This is a genomic window from Tardiphaga sp. OK245, assembly GCF_900108575.1.
GTDB lineage: Bacteria > Pseudomonadota > Alphaproteobacteria > Rhizobiales > Xanthobacteraceae > Tardiphaga > Tardiphaga robiniae.
This window is the reverse complement of the sequence record NZ_FNWZ01000003.1, coordinates 880,954-898,413: the sequence shown is the minus strand read 5'-3', so window position 1 is coordinate 898,413 and position 17,460 is coordinate 880,954. Positions and strand designations below refer to the sequence as shown.

The 17,460-nt window shown below is 62.1% G+C and carries 19 protein-coding genes, 1 tRNA gene and 1 pseudogene; 13 read left to right on the top strand and 8 right to left on the bottom strand.

Annotated elements, in window-relative coordinates:
• Positions 1-10: 10 nt before the first annotated feature.
• A complete protein-coding gene (locus BLW80_RS16840) occupies positions 11-1,822 on the bottom strand; it encodes an ABC-F family ATP-binding cassette domain-containing protein (RefSeq protein ID WP_093758809.1) in 1,812 nt (603 codons plus the stop codon).
• 9 nt (positions 1,823-1,831) lie between these two features.
• Positions 1,832-2,314, bottom strand: coding sequence for a YaiI/YqxD family protein (locus BLW80_RS16835; RefSeq protein WP_093758808.1), 483 nt, complete (start codon positions 2,312-2,314; stop codon positions 1,832-1,834).
• 158 nt (positions 2,315-2,472) lie between these two features.
• Here BLW80_RS16835 and BLW80_RS16830 point away from each other — a divergent pair, with 158 nt between their 5' ends.
• From BLW80_RS16830 to BLW80_RS16820, 4 genes are all read left to right on the top strand, one after another.
• Positions 2,473-3,273, top strand: coding sequence for a hotdog family protein (locus BLW80_RS16830; RefSeq protein WP_093758807.1), 801 nt, complete (start codon positions 2,473-2,475; stop codon positions 3,271-3,273).
• 1,148 nt (positions 3,274-4,421) lie between these two features.
• Positions 4,422-5,255: an arylamine N-acetyltransferase family protein gene (locus BLW80_RS16825; protein WP_349633106.1), complete on the top strand. Its 834-nt coding sequence runs from the start codon at positions 4,422-4,424 to the stop codon at positions 5,253-5,255.
• An 88-nt stretch (positions 5,256-5,343) separates the two neighbouring features.
• Positions 5,344-5,499: a hypothetical protein gene (locus tag BLW80_RS30395; RefSeq protein WP_165826963.1), complete on the top strand. Its 156-nt coding sequence runs from the start codon at positions 5,344-5,346 to the stop codon at positions 5,497-5,499.
• 82 nt (positions 5,500-5,581) lie between these two features.
• Positions 5,582-5,824 (top strand): DUF2171 domain-containing protein, encoded by a 243-nt coding sequence (locus BLW80_RS16820; protein WP_089264607.1) that lies wholly within the window; start codon positions 5,582-5,584, stop codon positions 5,822-5,824.
• A 74-nt stretch (positions 5,825-5,898) separates the two neighbouring features.
• Here BLW80_RS16820 and BLW80_RS16815 read toward each other — a convergent pair whose 3' ends face one another.
• Positions 5,899-6,903: a Bug family tripartite tricarboxylate transporter substrate binding protein gene (locus tag BLW80_RS16815; RefSeq protein WP_093758806.1), complete on the bottom strand. Its 1,005-nt coding sequence runs from the start codon at positions 6,901-6,903 to the stop codon at positions 5,899-5,901.
• A gap of 157 nt (positions 6,904-7,060) precedes the next feature.
• Positions 7,061-7,531 (bottom strand): outer membrane protein assembly factor BamE, encoded by a 471-nt coding sequence (locus tag BLW80_RS16810; protein WP_170849688.1) that lies wholly within the window; start codon positions 7,529-7,531, stop codon positions 7,061-7,063.
• A gap of 140 nt (positions 7,532-7,671) precedes the next feature.
• Between BLW80_RS16810 and BLW80_RS16805 the strand changes: the two genes are divergently transcribed.
• The 8 genes and pseudogenes from BLW80_RS16805 to BLW80_RS30390 all read left to right on the top strand — a co-directional run bounded on the left by BLW80_RS16805 (position 7,672) and on the right by BLW80_RS30390 (position 13,129).
• Positions 7,672-8,214 (top strand): ubiquinol-cytochrome C chaperone family protein, encoded by a 543-nt coding sequence (locus BLW80_RS16805; protein ID WP_093758805.1) that lies wholly within the window; start codon positions 7,672-7,674, stop codon positions 8,212-8,214.
• On the top strand, positions 8,211-8,801 hold the full coding sequence (locus tag BLW80_RS16800) for a YceD family protein (RefSeq protein ID WP_093758804.1): 591 nt from the start codon (positions 8,211-8,213) through the stop codon (positions 8,799-8,801). The genes BLW80_RS16805 and BLW80_RS16800 overlap by 4 nt, the downstream gene beginning before the upstream one ends.
• Before the next feature lie 202 nt (positions 8,802-9,003).
• Entirely contained in the window at positions 9,004-10,065 is a 1,062-nt protein-coding gene (plsX, locus tag BLW80_RS16795; RefSeq protein ID WP_093759130.1) for a phosphate acyltransferase PlsX, read from the top strand.
• Positions 10,062-11,039 carry a beta-ketoacyl-ACP synthase III gene (locus tag BLW80_RS16790; RefSeq protein WP_068730934.1) on the top strand — a complete coding sequence of 326 codons (978 nt, stop codon included), beginning with the start codon at positions 10,062-10,064 and terminating at the stop codon, positions 11,037-11,039. The genes plsX and BLW80_RS16790 overlap by 4 nt, the downstream gene beginning before the upstream one ends.
• A 145-nt stretch (positions 11,040-11,184) precedes the next feature.
• Positions 11,185-11,520: an integration host factor subunit alpha gene (locus tag BLW80_RS16785; protein ID WP_068730933.1), complete on the top strand. Its 336-nt coding sequence runs from the start codon at positions 11,185-11,187 to the stop codon at positions 11,518-11,520.
• Between the two features lie 51 nt (positions 11,521-11,571).
• Positions 11,572-11,887, top strand: a pseudogene (locus BLW80_RS31000) (MerR family transcriptional regulator); the annotation flags it as partial.
• 574 nt (positions 11,888-12,461) lie between these two features.
• Positions 12,462-12,539: transfer RNA gene (locus tag BLW80_RS16775), tRNA-Pro, on the top strand.
• Between the two features lie 452 nt (positions 12,540-12,991).
• Positions 12,992-13,129, top strand: coding sequence for a hypothetical protein (locus BLW80_RS30390; RefSeq protein ID WP_165826964.1), 138 nt, complete (start codon positions 12,992-12,994; stop codon positions 13,127-13,129).
• A gap of 116 nt (positions 13,130-13,245) precedes the next feature.
• Here the strand turns inward: BLW80_RS30390 and BLW80_RS16770 are convergent, their stop codons facing one another.
• Together BLW80_RS16770 and BLW80_RS30385 are read right to left on the bottom strand one after the other, a co-directional pair.
• Positions 13,246-13,527: a hypothetical protein gene (locus tag BLW80_RS16770; RefSeq protein ID WP_093758802.1), complete on the bottom strand. Its 282-nt coding sequence runs from the start codon at positions 13,525-13,527 to the stop codon at positions 13,246-13,248.
• Between the two features lie 345 nt (positions 13,528-13,872).
• Entirely contained in the window at positions 13,873-14,043 is a 171-nt protein-coding gene (locus tag BLW80_RS30385; RefSeq protein WP_170849687.1) for a hypothetical protein, read from the bottom strand.
• Between the two features lie 185 nt (positions 14,044-14,228).
• Here BLW80_RS30385 and BLW80_RS16765 point away from each other — a divergent pair, with 185 nt between their 5' ends.
• Complete coding sequence (locus BLW80_RS16765) at positions 14,229-14,474, top strand: hypothetical protein (protein WP_089264595.1); 246 nt, start codon at positions 14,229-14,231, stop codon at positions 14,472-14,474.
• A gap of 63 nt (positions 14,475-14,537) precedes the next feature.
• On the opposite strand, the gene BLW80_RS16760 is transcribed toward BLW80_RS16765, so the two are convergent.
• Both BLW80_RS16760 and BLW80_RS16755 read right to left on the bottom strand, forming a co-directional pair.
• A complete protein-coding gene (locus BLW80_RS16760; RefSeq protein ID WP_093758801.1) occupies positions 14,538-15,806 on the bottom strand; it encodes an O-antigen ligase family protein in 1,269 nt (422 codons plus the stop codon).
• Between the two features lie 62 nt (positions 15,807-15,868).
• Positions 15,869-17,407 carry an undecaprenyl-phosphate glucose phosphotransferase gene (locus BLW80_RS16755; protein WP_170849686.1) on the bottom strand — a complete coding sequence of 513 codons (1,539 nt, stop codon included), beginning with the start codon at positions 17,405-17,407 and terminating at the stop codon, positions 15,869-15,871.
• Between the last annotated feature and the right edge of the window lie 53 nt (positions 17,408-17,460).

Below are 17,460 nucleotides of genomic sequence, written 5' to 3'. Positions count from 1 at the left end.
CGACTGACAGTTACGCGTTCTCGATTTCTTCGCGGAGCATTTCCAGCTCCAGCCATTGCTCTTCCGAATCCTGCAATTCCTTCTGCGCCTTGGAGAGCGCAGCGGTCGCGGTGTCGAACTTCTTGCGATCCTTCTTGTAGAGGTTGGGATCGTCGAGATGGCGCTGCTGCTTGGCGATTTCGGAGCGCAGATTGTCCATCGCCTTCGGCAGCGTTTCCAGCGCGTGCTTGTCCTTGAAGTTCAGCTTGCGCTTGCCGGCGGGCTTCGACGCGTCCGACTTGCTGCCGTTGCTCTTGGCCGCCACGGCTTCGGTCTTGGCCTCGCGCTTCAGGTCGGCGCCGCGCTGCGCCAGCATGTCGGTATAGCCGCCGGCATATTCCATCCACTTGCCGTTGCCTTCCGGCACGATCACCGAGGTGACGACGCGATCGAGGAAGTCGCGGTCATGGCTGATCAGGATGACGGTGCCTTCGTAATCACCGAGCATTTCTTCCAGCACGTCGAGGGTTTCGAGATCGAGGTCGTTGGTCGGTTCGTCCAGCACCAGCACGTTTGATGGTTTGGCCAATGCGCGAGCCAGCATCAAGCGGCCGCGTTCACCGCCGGACAGCACTTCGAGCGGCGTGCGCATCTGCTCCTGCGAGAACAGGAAGTCCTTCATGTAGCTGACCACATGCTTGGGCTGGCCGTTGACCATCACATGGTCGCCGCGGCCGCCGGTGAGGGCTTCCGCCAGCGTGGTCTTCGGGTTGAGGCTTTCGCGATGCTGGTCCAGCGTCGCCATTTCGATATTGGCGCCGAAGCGGATGGTGCCTGAATCCGGCGGCTCGGTGCCGGTCAGCATATTGATCATCGTGGTCTTGCCCGCACCGTTCGGACCGACCACACCAATGCGATCGCCGCGCTGCACGCGGATCGAGAAGTCGTCGACGATCTTGCGGTCACCATAGGTGCGGCAGATGTTCTTCGCTTCGAAGATCAGCTTGCCCGACTTCTCGGCCTCGGCGGCGGCGAGCGTCGCGTTGCCCGCGGCGCCGCGATAGTCCTGGCGCTGCGCGCGCAGTTCATGCAGGCCGGCGAGGCGCTTGACGTTGCGCTTGCGGCGGCCGGAGACGCCGTGGCGCAGCCAGTGTTCTTCATTGACGATCTTGCGGTCGAGCTTGTGCTGGTCGCGCTCTTCTTCCGCCAGCACGTCATCGCGCCACTGTTCGAAGGCCGAGAAGCCGCGATCGATCTGGCGGATCTGGCCGCGATCGAGCCAGGCGGTGGCGCGCGACAGATTGGTGAGAAAGCGGCGGTCATGGCTGATCAGCACCAGCGCGCAGCGCCGGCTGGCCAGTTCGCCTTCGAGCCATTCGATCGTCGTGAGATCGAGATGGTTGGTGGGCTCGTCGAGCAGCAGGATATCCGGCTCGGGCGCCAGCACGCGGGCCAGCGCCGTGCGGCGCGCTTCGCCGCCGGAGAGGTTGTTTGGATCCTCGTGGCCGGTGAGGCCGAGCTGTTCGAGCAGATACTGCGCCTGATAGATGTTGTGGCCGTCGCCCATGCCGGCCTCGACATAAGCGAGCGTCGTCGCATAGCCGGAGAAGTCCGGCTCCTGCGGCAGATACTGGACGGTGGCACCGGGCTGCACGAAGCGGCTGCCTTTGTCGTTTTCGACGATCCCCGCCACGATCTTGAGGAGCGTCGACTTGCCGGAGCCGTTGCGGCCGATCAGGCAGACGCGCTCGCCTTGCGACACCGACAGTTCGACGCCGTTGAGCAGCGGCGTGCCGCCGAAGGTCAGGAAGATGTCTTTCAGCTGGATAAGCGGAGGAGCCATAAGGTCAGTTCAACTTTGTTTCGGCGCGGGCGCAAAGGCCGGGTCGCGCTGGATGCGGCGGATGGTTTGATCCAAGGCCGACAGGAACGCCGAGCGATCGCGCGGCGCGAATGATTTGGGACCACCGGTGATTTCGCCTGACGACCGCAAATCGGTCATCAGGTTGCGTACCGCGAGCGTCATCCCGATGGATTGTTCTGTGAACGGCTTGCCGTTGGGGGCAATTACCGCGGCGCCCGCCTTGACGCAGCGGCTGGCCAGCGGAACGTCTGCCGTGATCACGATATCGCCCTTCTGGGCGCGTTCCGCAATCCAGTCGTCGGCCGCATCCATGCCCGAACCTGCGGCAATCCGCTCGATCAGGGGATCGTCAGGCACCCGGATGAAGTTTCCGGCGACCACGCTGACGGGCAGGCTGAAGCGGGCGGCGACGCGGTAAATCTCGTCTTTGACCGGGCAGGCGTCGGCGTCGATATAGATGCGTGTGGTCAAGGGAGCACAAGTTCCACGAAAAGGCAGTCATTTGCGGGTGGGCGATGTGGCGCTGACGCGGGACAGTTCCCCGCCCGTCGCCTTGCCTCGAACATGGTGACGGGTATCATCTCCTGCCAAGGCGAACACTCAATTTCGCGCAGTTTTCGGGAGGAATCATGACCAAACGGCTCGAACCGTACCGTGTTGAGGCGTTTAACACCGCCAAACAGTCCGAAAACAAGATGCATGACGATTCTGTCGCCCGGAAATTCGGCTTCAGCGGCGGATTGGTGCCTGGCGTCGACGTGCTGGCCTATATGATCCATCCGCCGGTGCAGCACTGGGGACGGGATTTTCTGGAGCGTGGCCTGATCGAGGCCCGTTTCACCAAGCCGGTCTATGACGGCGAGACAGTCGAGGTGATCGCCGAGGAAGCCGGCGAGGGGCTCGCGCTGAGTGTTGAGGGCGGCGGCGAGATTCGTGCGGCCGGGACCGCATCGCTGACGGCCTTCCCGGTGGTGCCGTCGCTGGATAAATTCCCGGATACGGCGGCTGTGTCGAAGCGGCTGCCGGTGGATGCCAATTCCTACGCGCTCGACAAGTGGCTCGGGACGGCGCCGCGGGTCTGGCCGGAGGATGGACTTGCCGAATATCTGGGTGAGGTTCGCGAGGCCGACGATCGGTATTTGCGCGAGGGTATCGTGCATCCCGGCGTGCTGCAGCGGATCATGAACAAGGTGCTGGTGGACAATGCGCTGCTCGGGCCGTGGATTCACGTCGGCAGCAGGATGCAGTTGCTGGCGACCGCGAATACCGATGACGAGTTGATCGCGCGGGCGAAGGTGACCGCCAATTACGAGAAGAAGGGGCATCGGTTCGTCGAGCTCGATGCGATCATCGTGGCCAATGGCACGACACCCGTGGCGCATTGCCAGCATATTGCGATCACTCAGCCACGTGAGGTCGTGGCGGCTTGATGTTGTAGAGCAGCGGCGCTCTTCCTTTTCCCTCCCCCGAGCGTAGCGAGCGGGGAGGGTGGCGCGTTTGAGAGCGGAGCGAACAAACGTGACGGGTGGGGTCGCACAACAGGCGCCGCTCTCACGTGGGGAGAGACCCCACCCCGGCCTATCGGCCGACCCTCCCCACTGCGCGGCTTCGCCGCTTGAGGGAGGGATATCGCGACCGCCTGCGCGTCTCAGCTTCTTCGAATGTCAAACAACCACTGATCTTCAGACATGCGTCATCGCCCCCATTGTTTGCGGCGCGGGGGCGCCGTCGTCTGCTGCATTCCCGCCCCCTTGTGAGAGGGCGTGCGGAACGCCGGGTGCCCGTTGCACCCTTGGGCCTGATGCGATGCGGTCTTCCGCAATTGTGAGTGCATCAGGACTTTCGGAGGCGCCGAGCAAGTGCCCGACGTTCCGCATACGGTGTTTTTTCGGTTGCCTGCACATCTGCCATGGCGAACGGTCCCATCACCAAAATTAATGTCCCAGGGCGGAGGGACAGGGTAGCCTCAAGCAAGTAAGCCGAACGCGTTTTGACTTGGTCGTCCGTCACACTGTCCAGGGAGTCTTTCCATCTCAAGGTCGGCCGTGTCCTTGCCAGTGGCAGTGCTGGCGCAGATCCGTCCTGCCCGAAGACAGACGTCACCCATGAACCGCGTGACGCCGCATCTCCGGCGTCCACCGCATCCTGCCCCGCGAACGTGACGATCGCGATCGCCCCTCTCGGTGGGGCAGGACGGAGGGGAATATAATCAAGTTGGGGATGCTGTCAACGGGAGATAGGAAAAAATGTTTAGGCGCTGTCTTGCCGCCTCACACTGTCATTCCGGGGCGGGACCGGCGCCGCAGGCGACGGGACCGAACCCGGAATCCCGACATGGGAGTCTCCGATCGTGCCAAACACATCGAGATTCCGGGTTCGCACTACAGCGGCTCCGCCGCTTTCGTGCGCCCCGGAATGACGAGTGTGGATCGAGGCTCGCGCTATGCCGGCTTCGCCGGCGACGCACGCCCTCAGGCAAACCAATTGGTTTGCCGGGGAATGACGAGCTTGGGCGGTACGTTGTCGCCCGCTGCCGTCGGATGGGCTATGTCAGTGGCGAGATGATGAAGAGGCAGAAATGATGACGGATGTTTTGCGGCTGGATCGCTATCTCGCGCGGATCGGCTTTGACGGATCGGTTGCGCCGGATCTGGCGACACTGACGGCCATTCATGTCGCTCACATCAATGCGCTGCCTTTCGAGGGTCTCAATCCGTTTCTCCATCTGCCGGTCAAACTGGACATGGCGTCATTGCAGCAGAAACTCATTGAGGGCCGACGTGGTGGCTATTGCTATGAGCTGAACGCGATGCTGCGGGCCGCGCTCGAGACGATCGGCTTCAAGGTCACGGGCCTCGGCGCCCGGGTGCGTTGGAATGCGCCGCCGGACAGTCCGCTTGGCCCCAGGACGCACATGCTCCTGAAGGTCGATCTTCCGGACGGACCCTATCTCGCCGATACCGGCTTTGGCGCCTGCGTACTCGATGCACCCCTACGGCTCCTCGCGGGGACCGAGCAGCAAACGGCGATGGGGACCTATCGGCTGACTGAAGCCGATGGCCTGTTGTCGCTGAGCGCGAAGCGGGCGGACGGCTGGCGGACGATGTACGTGTTTGACCTCGCGCCGCAACTGCCGTCGGATTACGAGCTCGGCAACTGGTACACATCGACCAGTCCCTTCGTGCCCTTCACCTCGACGCTGGTGATGGAGCGCGTCAGCAACGGCCGGCGTCATAAACTGGTCAATCGCCACCTGACGACCGAGGGACGTGACGGCGAACCGGTGTCTGAACGCGTGCTCGGCAGCGCTGCGGAGTTGCAGCAGGTTCTCGACGAGACCTTTGGCGTCACGCCGCCGGCATCCGCCGACGAGATATTCGCGGTTATCAGCGCAAATGCGGAGCGCCGTTGACTGCTGCGTAATCTCTCCATTTCGACCCGATTGCAGCGAATGACGCCTTCGGCTAATTCGCCCTCGGGATCATCACGAGGACCGTCAAATGTCGCTGTCATCCGCCAAGAACTACGCGCTGCGCGCCGCCAAGTCGCAGGACCAGAAGGAGGCCACCGAGCTTTTGTCCAAGGCCATCATGGAATTGACACTGGCGATCGAGGCACAGGACGCCAAGATCAAGAAGATGAACAAGGGCGCATGATCGGGACGCCGATCTCACCGGATCGCGATTGAACCTATTGCCCAGCCGCACGTTCAGTATTCCCCACATCAGAGGATACGACATGAGCGCGCTCAGCAAGATCAAAGAACATATGGAAGTCATCGGCGCCGACGGCGTGCACGTCGGCACCGTCGACAAGGTCGAAGGCAATCGCATCAAGCTGACCAAGAAGGACAGCGGCGAGGGCAGCCACAAGGGTCACCATCACTTTATCGATGGCGGTCTGGTCGCCGAGGTCGAGGGCGACAAGGTGCGGCTCTCGGCTAATGGCGACGTCGCCTTTGCCATGGAAGAAGAGAAGTAAGACGGAAAAAACCCGCGGTGTGAGCCGCGGGGTTTTCGTTCAGATCACTTAGATGGAGCGAGGTGAGGCGCGCCTCACTTCACCTCCATCTGCAGGCCTTCCTTGTCGATGATGGTCTTGAACTTGGCCGTCTCGGCCTCGACGAAGGTCTGGAATTGCTGAGGTGTGCCGTAGTCCGACACGGCGCCCATGGCTGCGATAGTCTTCTTGGTCGCGTCGGTGCCGAGCAGAACCTTGATCTGCTCATTGAGCGCGGTCACGGCTTCGGTCGGTGTGCTCTTCGGATAGAACACGCCGAACCATGACGCCACGTCGAACTTCTCCAGCTCAGGCGCGGTCTCGCGCATCGCCGGGACGTTCGGCGCCTGCGCGTTGCGCTGCTGCGTGGTGACGGCAAGGCCGGTGAGCTTGCCGTCGAGCACCTGGGGCAGCGACGGATAGAGATTGTCGAACAGGATCTGGATGTCGCCAGCGAGGGCCGCCTGCAGCGCGGGACCTGCACCGCGGAACGGCACGTGCTGCATCTTCAAGCCGGTGAGCTGCAGCCACCATGCGCCGGTGAGATGCGGGCTCTGGCCGACGCCCGACGAGCCATAGTTCAGCTTGTCCGGATTGGCCTTGATATAGGCGATCAGCTCCGGGATCGTCTTGATCGGCACGCTCGGATGCGCGCAGACGATGTTTGGAATCTTGATCATGTTGGAGACCGCCTGCAATTGATCGCTCTTGTAGGTCAGGTTCTTGAAGATGCTGTAGGCGATGGCGTTGGGGCCGGGATTGCCGACCAGGATGGTGTGGCCATCGCCCTTGAGACGCGCGACTTCGGCGGTGCCGATGGTGCCGCCGCCGCCCGAGCGGTTTTCCACCACAACCGACTGGCCCCATACCGGCTGCAGATGCGCGGCCAGCATGCGGCCCATTACGTCGGTGGAGCCGCCGGCTGCGGCGGGCACGATGACGCGGACGGTTTCGGTGGGCTTCCATTCGCCGGCGCCGAGACTGGCGCGCGGCAGGATCGCGGCGCTGGTGATCGCGGCGGCGCCGGTGAGTACACGGCGACGGGTAACCAGATTGGTCATAGCTTCTTCCCTCGATGGTGTCGTTTTGGTTTTTGATCTTGCTGAAATCGTAGTGAGGCAGATGGTGGCGGGCAAGCCGACCTTGGCCACAGCGTAAAGAAAAGCCCCGCAGCGTGTGCTGCGGGGCTTTTGCAATTCAGCGATTTGATAGTTCCGCCTAGCGGAAGCTGATCAGCTTGAACAGCGGCGTGAGGTAGCTCATTTCCTGGCCGGAGGTCGGCGTGGTGCGGCTGATGAAGTCGAAGATCTTGCCGTCCTGCAGGCCGTAATTGGCGAGCCGGATCACCTTGCGGTTCTTGTCGAAATAGATCGCGATGACGCGCTGGTCGGTGACCTTCTGCGGCATGAACGCGACGGCGCGTTCGGCGCGCTGCGAGATGTAATAGAACACTTCGCCCGATAGCGTGGCGACGGTGGAGGGCGTGCCCATCACGATCAGGACCTGATCCTGGCTGGCGCCGATCGGGATCTGCTCCAGCGCACCGGGGGGCAGGATGTAGCCCTTCTGGAATTGCTCGGCGCAGGCGCCCAGCGTGACGCACAAGGCCGCGACCGCGAGTACGGCGCGCATGCCGCGCCAGCCACGTGTCAGCCGCGCCTTCGCGCTGATGGAGGTCGAAATTGTCATAGCGGAGGGGGTCCCATCCTCTTGATTCTCGGGAAGGCCTTGCTTCCGAAAGACTTGCATCCCGGAAGGCGTTGACGTACCGGGCAGAACCTCTGAATGCAACATGCGCGTGCCCGAGGGGCCCGCCTGAGGAACCCAAGATGGTCTGGCCGTTCAGTCACTTCAGAAAGCCCCCGGCGCCGTTGCGCGGCACCATTGAAGCCATCTATGGCATGATCGTGGCGCAGGCGCGAGAACCCTTGTTTTATCGGGACTTGGGAGCCCCGGATACGGTAAACGGGCGTTTCGATATGTTGCTGCTGCACTTGTGGCTGGTGCTGCGCCGGATGAGTCCCAAGGATGAGTTGTCGCAGGGACTTTTCGACAGGTTCTGCGGCGATATGGACGATAACCTGCGCGAACTCGGCACCAGCGACATGAAGGTGCCGAAGAAAATGCGGGAATTCGGCGACGCGTTTTACGGCCGGACAGGCGCCTATGACGCAGCGCTTGGCGCGGGCAGGGAGCCTCTGGCGGCGGCGCTGTCGAAGAATATCTATAACGGCATGGACATCGAGAACGCCCGGCGTCTCGCTGTTTATGTCGAAGCGGCGAATGCCCGTCTGGGCACGCTGGATGCAACGACACTGACATCAGGCGCGTGGCATTTCCCGTCGCCTGCGGAGACCTTGGTAACGACATGAACAAACCCGACCGCACCGTGGATCTCACGCCGCCCTGGAGCGTGCCCATCGCCGTGATCCAGATCCCGGAAACGGGGCTGGCGCGCGACATCGAGGCCACGCCCGAGGAGCGCAAGCGGATCGCCGAACTCGGCGGCCTCGTCAGCGTGGGCGCCGTGAAAGGCGAACTCCTGCTGAGCCCCGTGAAGGGCGGTACGGTGCATGTGACCGGTCGCATCTGGGGCAAGGTCGAGCAGACCTGCGTGGTGACGCTGGACCCACTGGCTGCCGATTTCGAGGAAGAGATCGACGTGATTTTCGCGCCGCCATCGCAGATTCGCGAACTCGCCGAATCGGTGGACGAGGACGTCGAGAGCGACGAGGAGACCCCGGATCCGCCGGAGCCGATCGAAAACGGCTTCATCGACCTCGGCAAACTGGCGACCGACGCGCTGTTTCTGGGGCTGGACCCGTATCCCCGTAAGCCCGATGCCGTGTTCGAGCCGGTGGTCGAGGTTCCGGACCCGGAAGAGCACCCGTTTGCGGCCCTGAAAGCGCTGAAAACCGCCCCTGAGACGCCCAAATCCAAAAAGCCCGGGAAGGGCTGAGACCGAGGTCCGATTCCACGCCCCGTGCGGCTGGCGGGACAAAAGCGACCGGTCAAGATGTTGTATCGGGTCACGGAAACGCTATTGTCCCCGGCCGAAATCGGGTTAATGCCATAACTTCGCCGTCTGCTGCCAAATGCGGCAGACTTCGTCCGCGGCCACGAGCGTCACAGGCCGCAAGAGACAGGTTTCCGGAACGTCCATGCCGAAAAAGGTTCGCATCGCGCTAGACGCCATGGGTGGCGACATCGGCGCATCGGTGGTCATTCCCGGCGCCGCGATTTCGTTGACCCGGCATCCCGACAGCGAGTTCCTGCTGTTCGGTGACAGCGCGCTGATCGAGAAAGAACTCGCCAATCATCCGGCACTGAAGGCTGTATCGAAGGTGATCCATACCGACGTTGCCGTCAGCATGCATGACAAGCCGAGCCAGGCGCTGCGCCGTGGCCGCAAGGTCTCGTCGATGTGGCTGGCGATCGAGGCGGTGAAGAAGGGCGAGGCCGATGTCGCGATCTCCGCCGGCAATACCGGTGCGCTGATGGCGATGGCGCGCTTTTGCCTGCGCATGCTTGACGGTATCGAGCGTCCCGGCCTGGCCGCGATCTGGCCGACCACACGCGGCGATTCCGTCGTGCTCGATCTCGGCGCCACCATCGGCGGCGACGCCAACCACCTGAAGACTCTCGCTGTCATGGGCAGCGCCATGGCCAGCGCGCTGTTCGATCTGGCGCGGCCAACGGTCGGCCTGCTCAATATCGGCGTCGAGGAAATCAAGGGCGGCGACGAAATCCGCGATGCCGCCGAACTGCTGCGCACCGCCAATCTGCCGCAGCTGGAATTCATCGGCTTCGTCGAAGGCGACGGCATCGGCCGCGGCGATGCCGACGTGATCGTCACCGAAGGTTTCAGCGGCAATATCGCGCTCAAGGCGGCCGAAGGCACCGCGCGCCAGTTCGCCGAATATCTGCGCAATGCCATGGCCCGTACCTGGCGCTCGCGCATCGGCTACCTGTTCGCCAAGAACGCCTTCAAGGCGGTGCGCGACAAGGTCGATCCCAACAAGTCCAACGGCGCGGTGTTTCTCGGCCTGCGCGGCATCGTGGTGAAGAGCCACGGTGGCACCAATGCCGACGGTTTCGCCTATGCGGTGGATGTCGGTTACGACATGGTCCGCTACGACCTTCTCACCAAGATCAATCAAATGCTCAACCGCGACGGCCAAGCGCTCCCTGCGAGCCCGGCTGCGCAGGAGGCTGTCTCGTGACTGCGATACGTTCGGTCGTGCTCGGCTGCGGCTCTTACCTGCCGGAGCGGATCCTGACCAATGCCGAACTGGCATCCAAGGTCGACACGTCGGACGAGTGGATCGTCCAGCGCACCGGTATCAAGCAGCGCCACATCGCTGCCGACGGCGAGTTCACCTCGCATCTGGCGATCAAGGCCGCGCAGGCGGCGCTGGCCAATGCCGGCGTCGATGCGCAGTCCATCGACCTGATCGTGCTGGCGACCTCGACCCCGGACAATACGTTCCCGGCAACGGCCGTTGCGGTGCAGAACGCGCTCGGCATCACCCATGGCGCAGCCTTCGACCTGCAGGCGGTGTGTTCCGGCTTTATCTTTGGATTGACCACCGCCGACAGCCTGCTGCGCACCGGCGCCGGCAAGCGCGCGCTGGTGATCGGCGCGGAGACGTTCTCGCGCATTCTCGACTGGACCGATCGCGGAACCTGCGTGCTGTTCGGCGACGGCGCCGGTGCAGTGGTGCTGGAAGCACAGACCCAGCCCGGCGAAGCCAGCGATCGCGGCGTGCTGACCACGCATCTGCGCTCGGATGGTCGGCACAAGGAAAAGCTGTTCGTCGATGGCGGCCCGTCCTCGACGCAGACAGTGGGTTACCTGCGCATGGAAGGCCGCGAGGTCTTCAAACATGCGGTGGGTATGATCACCGACGTGATCGTCGATGCATTCAAAGCCACCGGCGCCAGCGCCGAAACCATCGACTGGTTCGTGCCGCATCAGGCCAACAAGCGCATTATCGATGCGTCCGCGCACAAACTGCATATTGCACCGCAAAAGGTGGTGCTGACCGTGGACCTTCATGGCAACACGTCGGCGGCGTCGATTCCGCTCGCACTATCGGTGGCGGTCAACGACGGCCGCATCAAGAAGGGCGACCTTGTCTTGCTCGAAGCCATGGGCGGCGGCTTCACCTGGGGGTCTGCACTCATTCGCTGGTGATGCGCCGGTGATGATGCAGATCGACAACATCTCAAATTGTCATGATTTTCCATGCCTTTGCATCGATGGTGACTGTTGACCGGAGCGCGTTAACCTCCTAATTTCTGACGCGAATTTGGTTCGCCGAGAGTAGTTGGGGCAGGCGATGACGGGCACGGGAAAAACAGTCACACGCGTTGATCTGTGCGAAGCGGTCTACCAAAAGGTAGGTCTCTCGCGCACGGAGTCGTCCGCGTTTGTTGAACTGGTTTTGAAAGAAATTACGGATTGTCTGGAGAAGGGCGAGACAGTGAAGCTGTCGTCGTTCGGCTCCTTCATGGTGCGCAAAAAAGGCGAGCGCATCGGCCGCAATCCGAAGACGGGCACAGAAGTACCGATCTCGCCGCGGCGAGTGATGGTATTCAAGCCGTCGGCGATCCTGAAACAGCGGATCAATGGCGACAGTACCGCAGTTGGCAACGGTAAAGATCACGACGACTGACTAGCGACACACGCTTAAATAAAGACTTGGCGAACCACAGGGATCCTGCACTTGGACAAAGCGCCGGATGCGTTTCGAACCATAAGCGAGGTCGCTGACGATCTCGATATACCGCAGCATGTTCTGCGGTTCTGGGAAACGCGGTTCACTCAAATCAAACCGATGAAGCGATCCGGCGGCCGGCGATATTATCGTCCGGACGATGTCGATCTGCTGCGCGGCATCCGTCGGTTGCTCTACGGCGAAGGTTATACCATCCGCGGTGTGCAACGAATTCTGAAAGAGAACGGCATCAAGTCGGTGCAGGGGCTTGTCGACGGCCACGCTGCGCCGAGCTTCGCGCCGACGTCTGCCGCCATCGCGCCGCGCGTCCAGGCGAAGCGTCCCGTGATCGAAGAAGATCACGAGGAAGAAGAGGCCGAGGACGAGGCTGAACGCGACGAGGAGATCGAGGAAGAAGCCGAAGACGAGGCTGACGCCGAAGGCGCCGAGGACGAGGAAGAAGAGGGCGACGAGGACGACGGCGAAGAGGGTGAAGACGAAGAGGCTGAGGAAGAAGACGAGGAGGAAGCTGCTGCTCCCGTCGCCGGCCGCCGCGAACCTCCGATGACATCGACGTCGCCGCGTGTGGATCCACAGCTGCAGCGGCCGCCGTCGCGGGCAAACCCCGTATTGGCAAATCCTGGCGTGGCGCGGCCCGAACCGGCGATGTCCGCTCCGACGCAGAGCGCAAGAGCGGCTGCGGTCCCGGCCGCAAGGCCGAACCCGCAGCGCCGGCTGGAGCGCGAACGGCTCGAAGCCGTGCTCGAGGAGCTGCTGGCGGCGCGCCGGGCGCTCGATACGGCGATGAAGGACGGCTAGCCGCCGTCCCACAACCAATCCGTTTCAATCCGCTCAGCCTTCTTGCGCCTCGGACGGATCGAAGCTACACGATGCCCCATCGGAGCGTAGCGCAGCCCGGTTAGCGCACTAGTCTGGGAGACTAGGGGTCGGAGGTTCGAATCCTCTCGCTCCGACCATTTTTCCAAATCATTTCAAGATATTAGTAGTCTCGCACGCGAGCGGTGCCGCCTGGATCGGGCGGCCTCGATCAAACGCGCGTGACGCCGGCCTTACGATTTCGGTTCGACAAAATCACCGTGAATCACGTCGTCTTTCCGTCCGGCGAACCAGAGAAGCCCGACATAAGCTGCTGCACAGGCAAGGAAGCCGAGGACAATAATCTCTAACATAATATCTACTCTACGCTGAAAACATTAGACTTCTCCCGGCTCCGGGTTCCGTCAATTGCCCCAGCCGCACTCCTTAATGAATCCTTGCCGTCGTGACCCTTTGGCCACAGATCGCCGGTGGCCACGAATCCCGCTGTCGTTTTTGGAAGGGCGGCCAGGCAGGTGGCGCCGACATGTCTTTTTTTGGCCAATGGAACTCTTGGCCATCGGGCCGATTATCCTGAAAACAGGAGGCTCGCATGGCAAGTCACTGGCATACCGCAGATGGCCCGTCGGAGATCCGGCATGACGATGATATCGGCTACTACGGTGGCTGGACCATCAGCGGGTTAGCGGTGGTTGCGACCATCACGGCTGTTTGGCTGTTTGGTATCTAGCCCACTGCGTAACTGAAGCCTTGCGACAACGCAGCAGCGATGCGCGCGAACGCTGGAGATGGTGAAAAAGGCCCGGAGCATATGCTCCGGGCCTTCGTCAATTCAATCAGCCGCGTTTAGTAGTAGCCGTAGCTGCGATAGTAGCGGGGACCGCCATAGTAGCCGTCGCCGTAACCGTAGCGCGGACCATAAGCATAACGCGGGCCGTAATGGAGCGGGCCATAACCATATCCGTAACCGGGGCCGTAAGCGCCATAGGCACCTGCCGCCAATGCGCCGGCTGCAATGCCGAGTCCGATCGCCGCGCCGCGGCCGCCACGGGCCTCTGCGGGTTTCGATGCGATCGACGCCGCGCCGACGGCAGCGACGGTGGCAAGAATAAGTGCTGTCTTCTTCATGCTGCTTCTCCTTCGTATCGAGAAGTCAACGTGTCGGTGTTTTGAAGGTTCAGTTCCGATTCATGGCATATCGACCACAAATTTTGCCGCGATAAGGGAACGAATAATATCGCGTGATCAGCGAGCGGCGTTCCGCTTTACGCGTTGCAACCGAAAGCGAGATGCGCGTGCAGCGTCGATCATCTCGCAGCTCATGGTGGGTCCAGAAAAGATAATGGCCCGGAGCGAACTCCGAGCCATCAAACGCAGACGTACATCCGGTCTGCGCTTCCTTGACTCCACAGTGAGTCGAGAAGGTTAATAAATGTCTAACGTCGATGCGTGACGACATGATGACCGATCGCGTCATCCCGTCGGGCCTTCGACTTCCTTGTGATCCTTGTCAGGCAAGACGCCGCTGCCGGGCGTCTTGTTCTCGTCGGTCAGTTCCGGCTTGTCGTGCGGGCCGGCCGGCGGAATTTTCTGATCGGGCTTCGGCTGTTTGTCGAAGGCGCGGTTCTTTGCTTGCTGTGTCATGCGAAGAGAACAGCTCAGTTCCTCGCGTGTTCCCTTTGATGATGGATGTCCATCGCAAATCACAAGAGAATCTGGCACGGCTCGAACATGCGCGGGTCCTTTGTCGATGTGCTTCATTTCGTGCGGAACCTTCCGGGCGGTAATGGCTTGTCCCGCGATACTTTTAAAGGAAGGAATAAATTGTCATGATCAAGAAACTGGCTTTGCTGGCGGCTGCGGCCGTTCTCTATGTCGCAGCACCTGCAGGCCCCGCGTCTGCGCAGGGCATCAATGTGCAGATCGGCGGCGGTGGTTATCACCATCAGGATCGTGGCTACCATCGCGGCCATGGCTATCGCCAGAGCCGCGCCTATGTGCGCCGCGACTACGGTCACCGCCATCATGGCTGGGATCGCCGCGGTTCGCGCACCAAGACTGTGATCGTTCGCTAACGGACGTCTATGGTTTGACAAAGCAGCCTCGCGCAAGCGGGGCTGTTTTCGTTTGTGACCTTGTCAGACCGTGCCCGGCTGCGCAGACGCCGCACGCAATTGCGCCGTGGCCATATATTGCTGCGTGGCGACGAACATGCCCCACATGATGCCGAGCATCATCCAGAAGTGGCGCCAGTGGTCGGTGTCGATGATGAAGGCTTCACCGACTGTCCCGAGATAGGCTGCGAACACCGCGAGATAGGCGCGCTGCCATGGCACGCGGACGAAGATGTAGCGGAAGCCGAGTAGCGCCGTGATGAACACCAGCGCGGGATAGCACACGCCGGAGATCCAGCCGCCAGACATGAAGGCGTTGAGATAGGAGTTGTGGGTGTCTTCCGGAAAGAAGCGCGTGAATTGCAGCGGGCCGATTCCGAAGGGCAGATCGAGCGCCATCTGCGCGCCCAGCACATGCCGGCCGAAACGACCGAAGCGGCCTTCGTCATATTTCTGATCGAACGAGGCGCGCTGCTTGAACATGTCGGCGATGAAGTCGAACTGCAGCAGGATCACGATCACCAGCGCCACGACGGCGACGGCCGCCAGCGCCATGATGACGATGCGCGAGCGCTGTTTGTTGGACTGGCTGGTCAGCACCATCAGCATCAGCATGAAGGCCGAGGTGATCGCCAGCAGGCCCCAGGCGGCGCGGGAGAAGGCGAGCAGGACGGCGAGCGCAATGATGCCGAGTGCAATGGCGCTGCGGAGCGAGCGACCGAAACCGTCGCTGACGACGCTCTGCAGGCAGAACAGTGCCGGCAGCACGAGGAATGCGCCGAGCACGTTGGGATCCTTGAACGTGCCGGCGGCGCGGCCGTAGAGCGTGAACATCTCCGCGCCGGGGATCAGATGCAGATAGCCCAGGATGCCGGCCAGCGATGCCACCAGTGCGCCGACGATCAGGCCGCGGCGCAACAGATCGATGCGCGCCAGCGTGTCCTCGGACATCACCAGTGCGACGAAGATCGCCATGATGGCCATGTACCAGGAGGTCAGGATCCAGTTCACGATTGGCGCCTTGTCGAGCAGATAGGCGGCGCAGATCGTGTAGCCGAGATTGACCAGGAACAGCAGGATCAGCAGCGGCATGAACACCAGCCGCATGCGCAGGCCCGACGCGAAGAATACGACCATCGCCGTGAGCGTGGCGATCTCGAAGGGGCTCGGCTCGATGAAGACGATGGCGCCGCCAAAACCCATCGCCCACAGCAGCGCGCGCTGCAGCGTCACCACGGCGGGAGGCGCCGCGGGCGAGGCGATGTAATGATCGGCAGTCGCGTGAGTGCTCATGGCGGCATCACTCTACGCAGGCAGGGTTGACGAGTGGTGTAAGGCAGAGGCTGAGGCCTGCCTCAATACGCGTTCTCGTTCTTCGTCAGCATTGAAACCGGTGTTTTCAGCATGATGTAGACGTCGAACAGCACTGACCAGTTCTCGATGTAGTAGAGATCGAATTCGACGCGCTTCTGCAGTTTCTCCTCGCTGTCGACTTCGCCGCGCCAGCCATTGACCTGCGCCCAGCCGGTGATGCCGGGCTTGACGCGGTGGCGAGCGAAATAGCCGTCGACGGCCTCGTCCAGCAGCTGGCTCTGCACCCTCTGCTGAACGGCGTGGGGCCGGGGCCCGACCAGCGACAGGTTGTTCTTGAACACCACGTTGAAGAGCTGCGGCAATTCGTCGATCGAGGATTTGCGGATGAAGCGGCCGACGCGGGTGACGCGCTTGTCGCCCTTGGTGACGACGGTCTTGGCCAGCGGGTCAGCCTGGTCGTGATAGAGCGAGCGAAACTTGAACACGTCGATGCGCTCGTTGTTGAAGCCGAAGCGCTTCTGCCGAAACAGCACCGGGCCGGGGCTGTCGAGCTTGATGGCGATGGCCACCAGCGCCATGAAGGGCAGTGCGGCGATCAGGATCAGGCCGCCGACGATATGGTCGAACAGCCACTTCATCACCAGATCCCAGTCGGTGATCGGCGCCTCGAACACGTCGAGGGTCGGCACCTTGCCGAGATAGGAATAGGAGCGCGGGCGGAAGCGCAGCTTGTTGGTATGCGCCGAGAGGCGGATATCCACCGGCAGCACCCACAGCTTCTTCAGCATTTCCAGAATGCGCGTCTCGGCCGAGATCGGCAGCGCGAACAGCACGAGATCGACGCGGGTGCGCCGTGCGAATTCGATGATGTCATCGACCTTGCCGAGCTTCGGCGCGCCCGCGATCGTGTCCATTGAGCGCTTGTCGTTACGGTCGTCGAACACACCGAGGATCTGGATGTCGGAATCTTCCTGGGCATTGAGGTCCCTGATCAGCGTCTCGCCATTGGAATCGGCGCCGACGATGATGGTGCGGCGGTCGAGCCGTCCCTGATGGGCCCAGCGCTTGATCAGCGCACGCACGACGGCGCGTTCCGCGATCAGGGCGACGAGACCGACGAAGAAGAACGAGGACAGCCAGACACGCGACACCGCGCCGCCGACCTTGGCGAAGAACGAGACGCCGATGAACAGCAGGAACACGAAGGCCCATGCCGACATCATGCGCGTGAGCTGCTTGATGTGGCCGCGGAAGACCTGCACCTGATAGATATCGGCAGACTGGAAACACACCACAGCAGCAGCCGCCATCGCGACGATCGCAGCGAAGTATTCCCATCTGAAGCCAGCTTCTGGCGCGACATAGAGCAGGTTGAGCGCAATGCCGATGATGCTGAGCATCAGGAAATCGACCACGCGTACGACGCCGGTGATGACGACGGGCGAGTAGGCGGCGCGCACCTTCTGATCGGCGACGGCGAGAGCCGCGGGCGTCAGTCTGCGACGACGTTCGAACCGGCGTTCGCCGGGCGCGTCCGTCGCGGCCGCGTCGATCATTGAACGTGCGTTGATCGGGTCCAAGGTGAAATGTCCGTTGTTGCGCTGGCATGCGATGTCGCACGTCAAGCCTACCG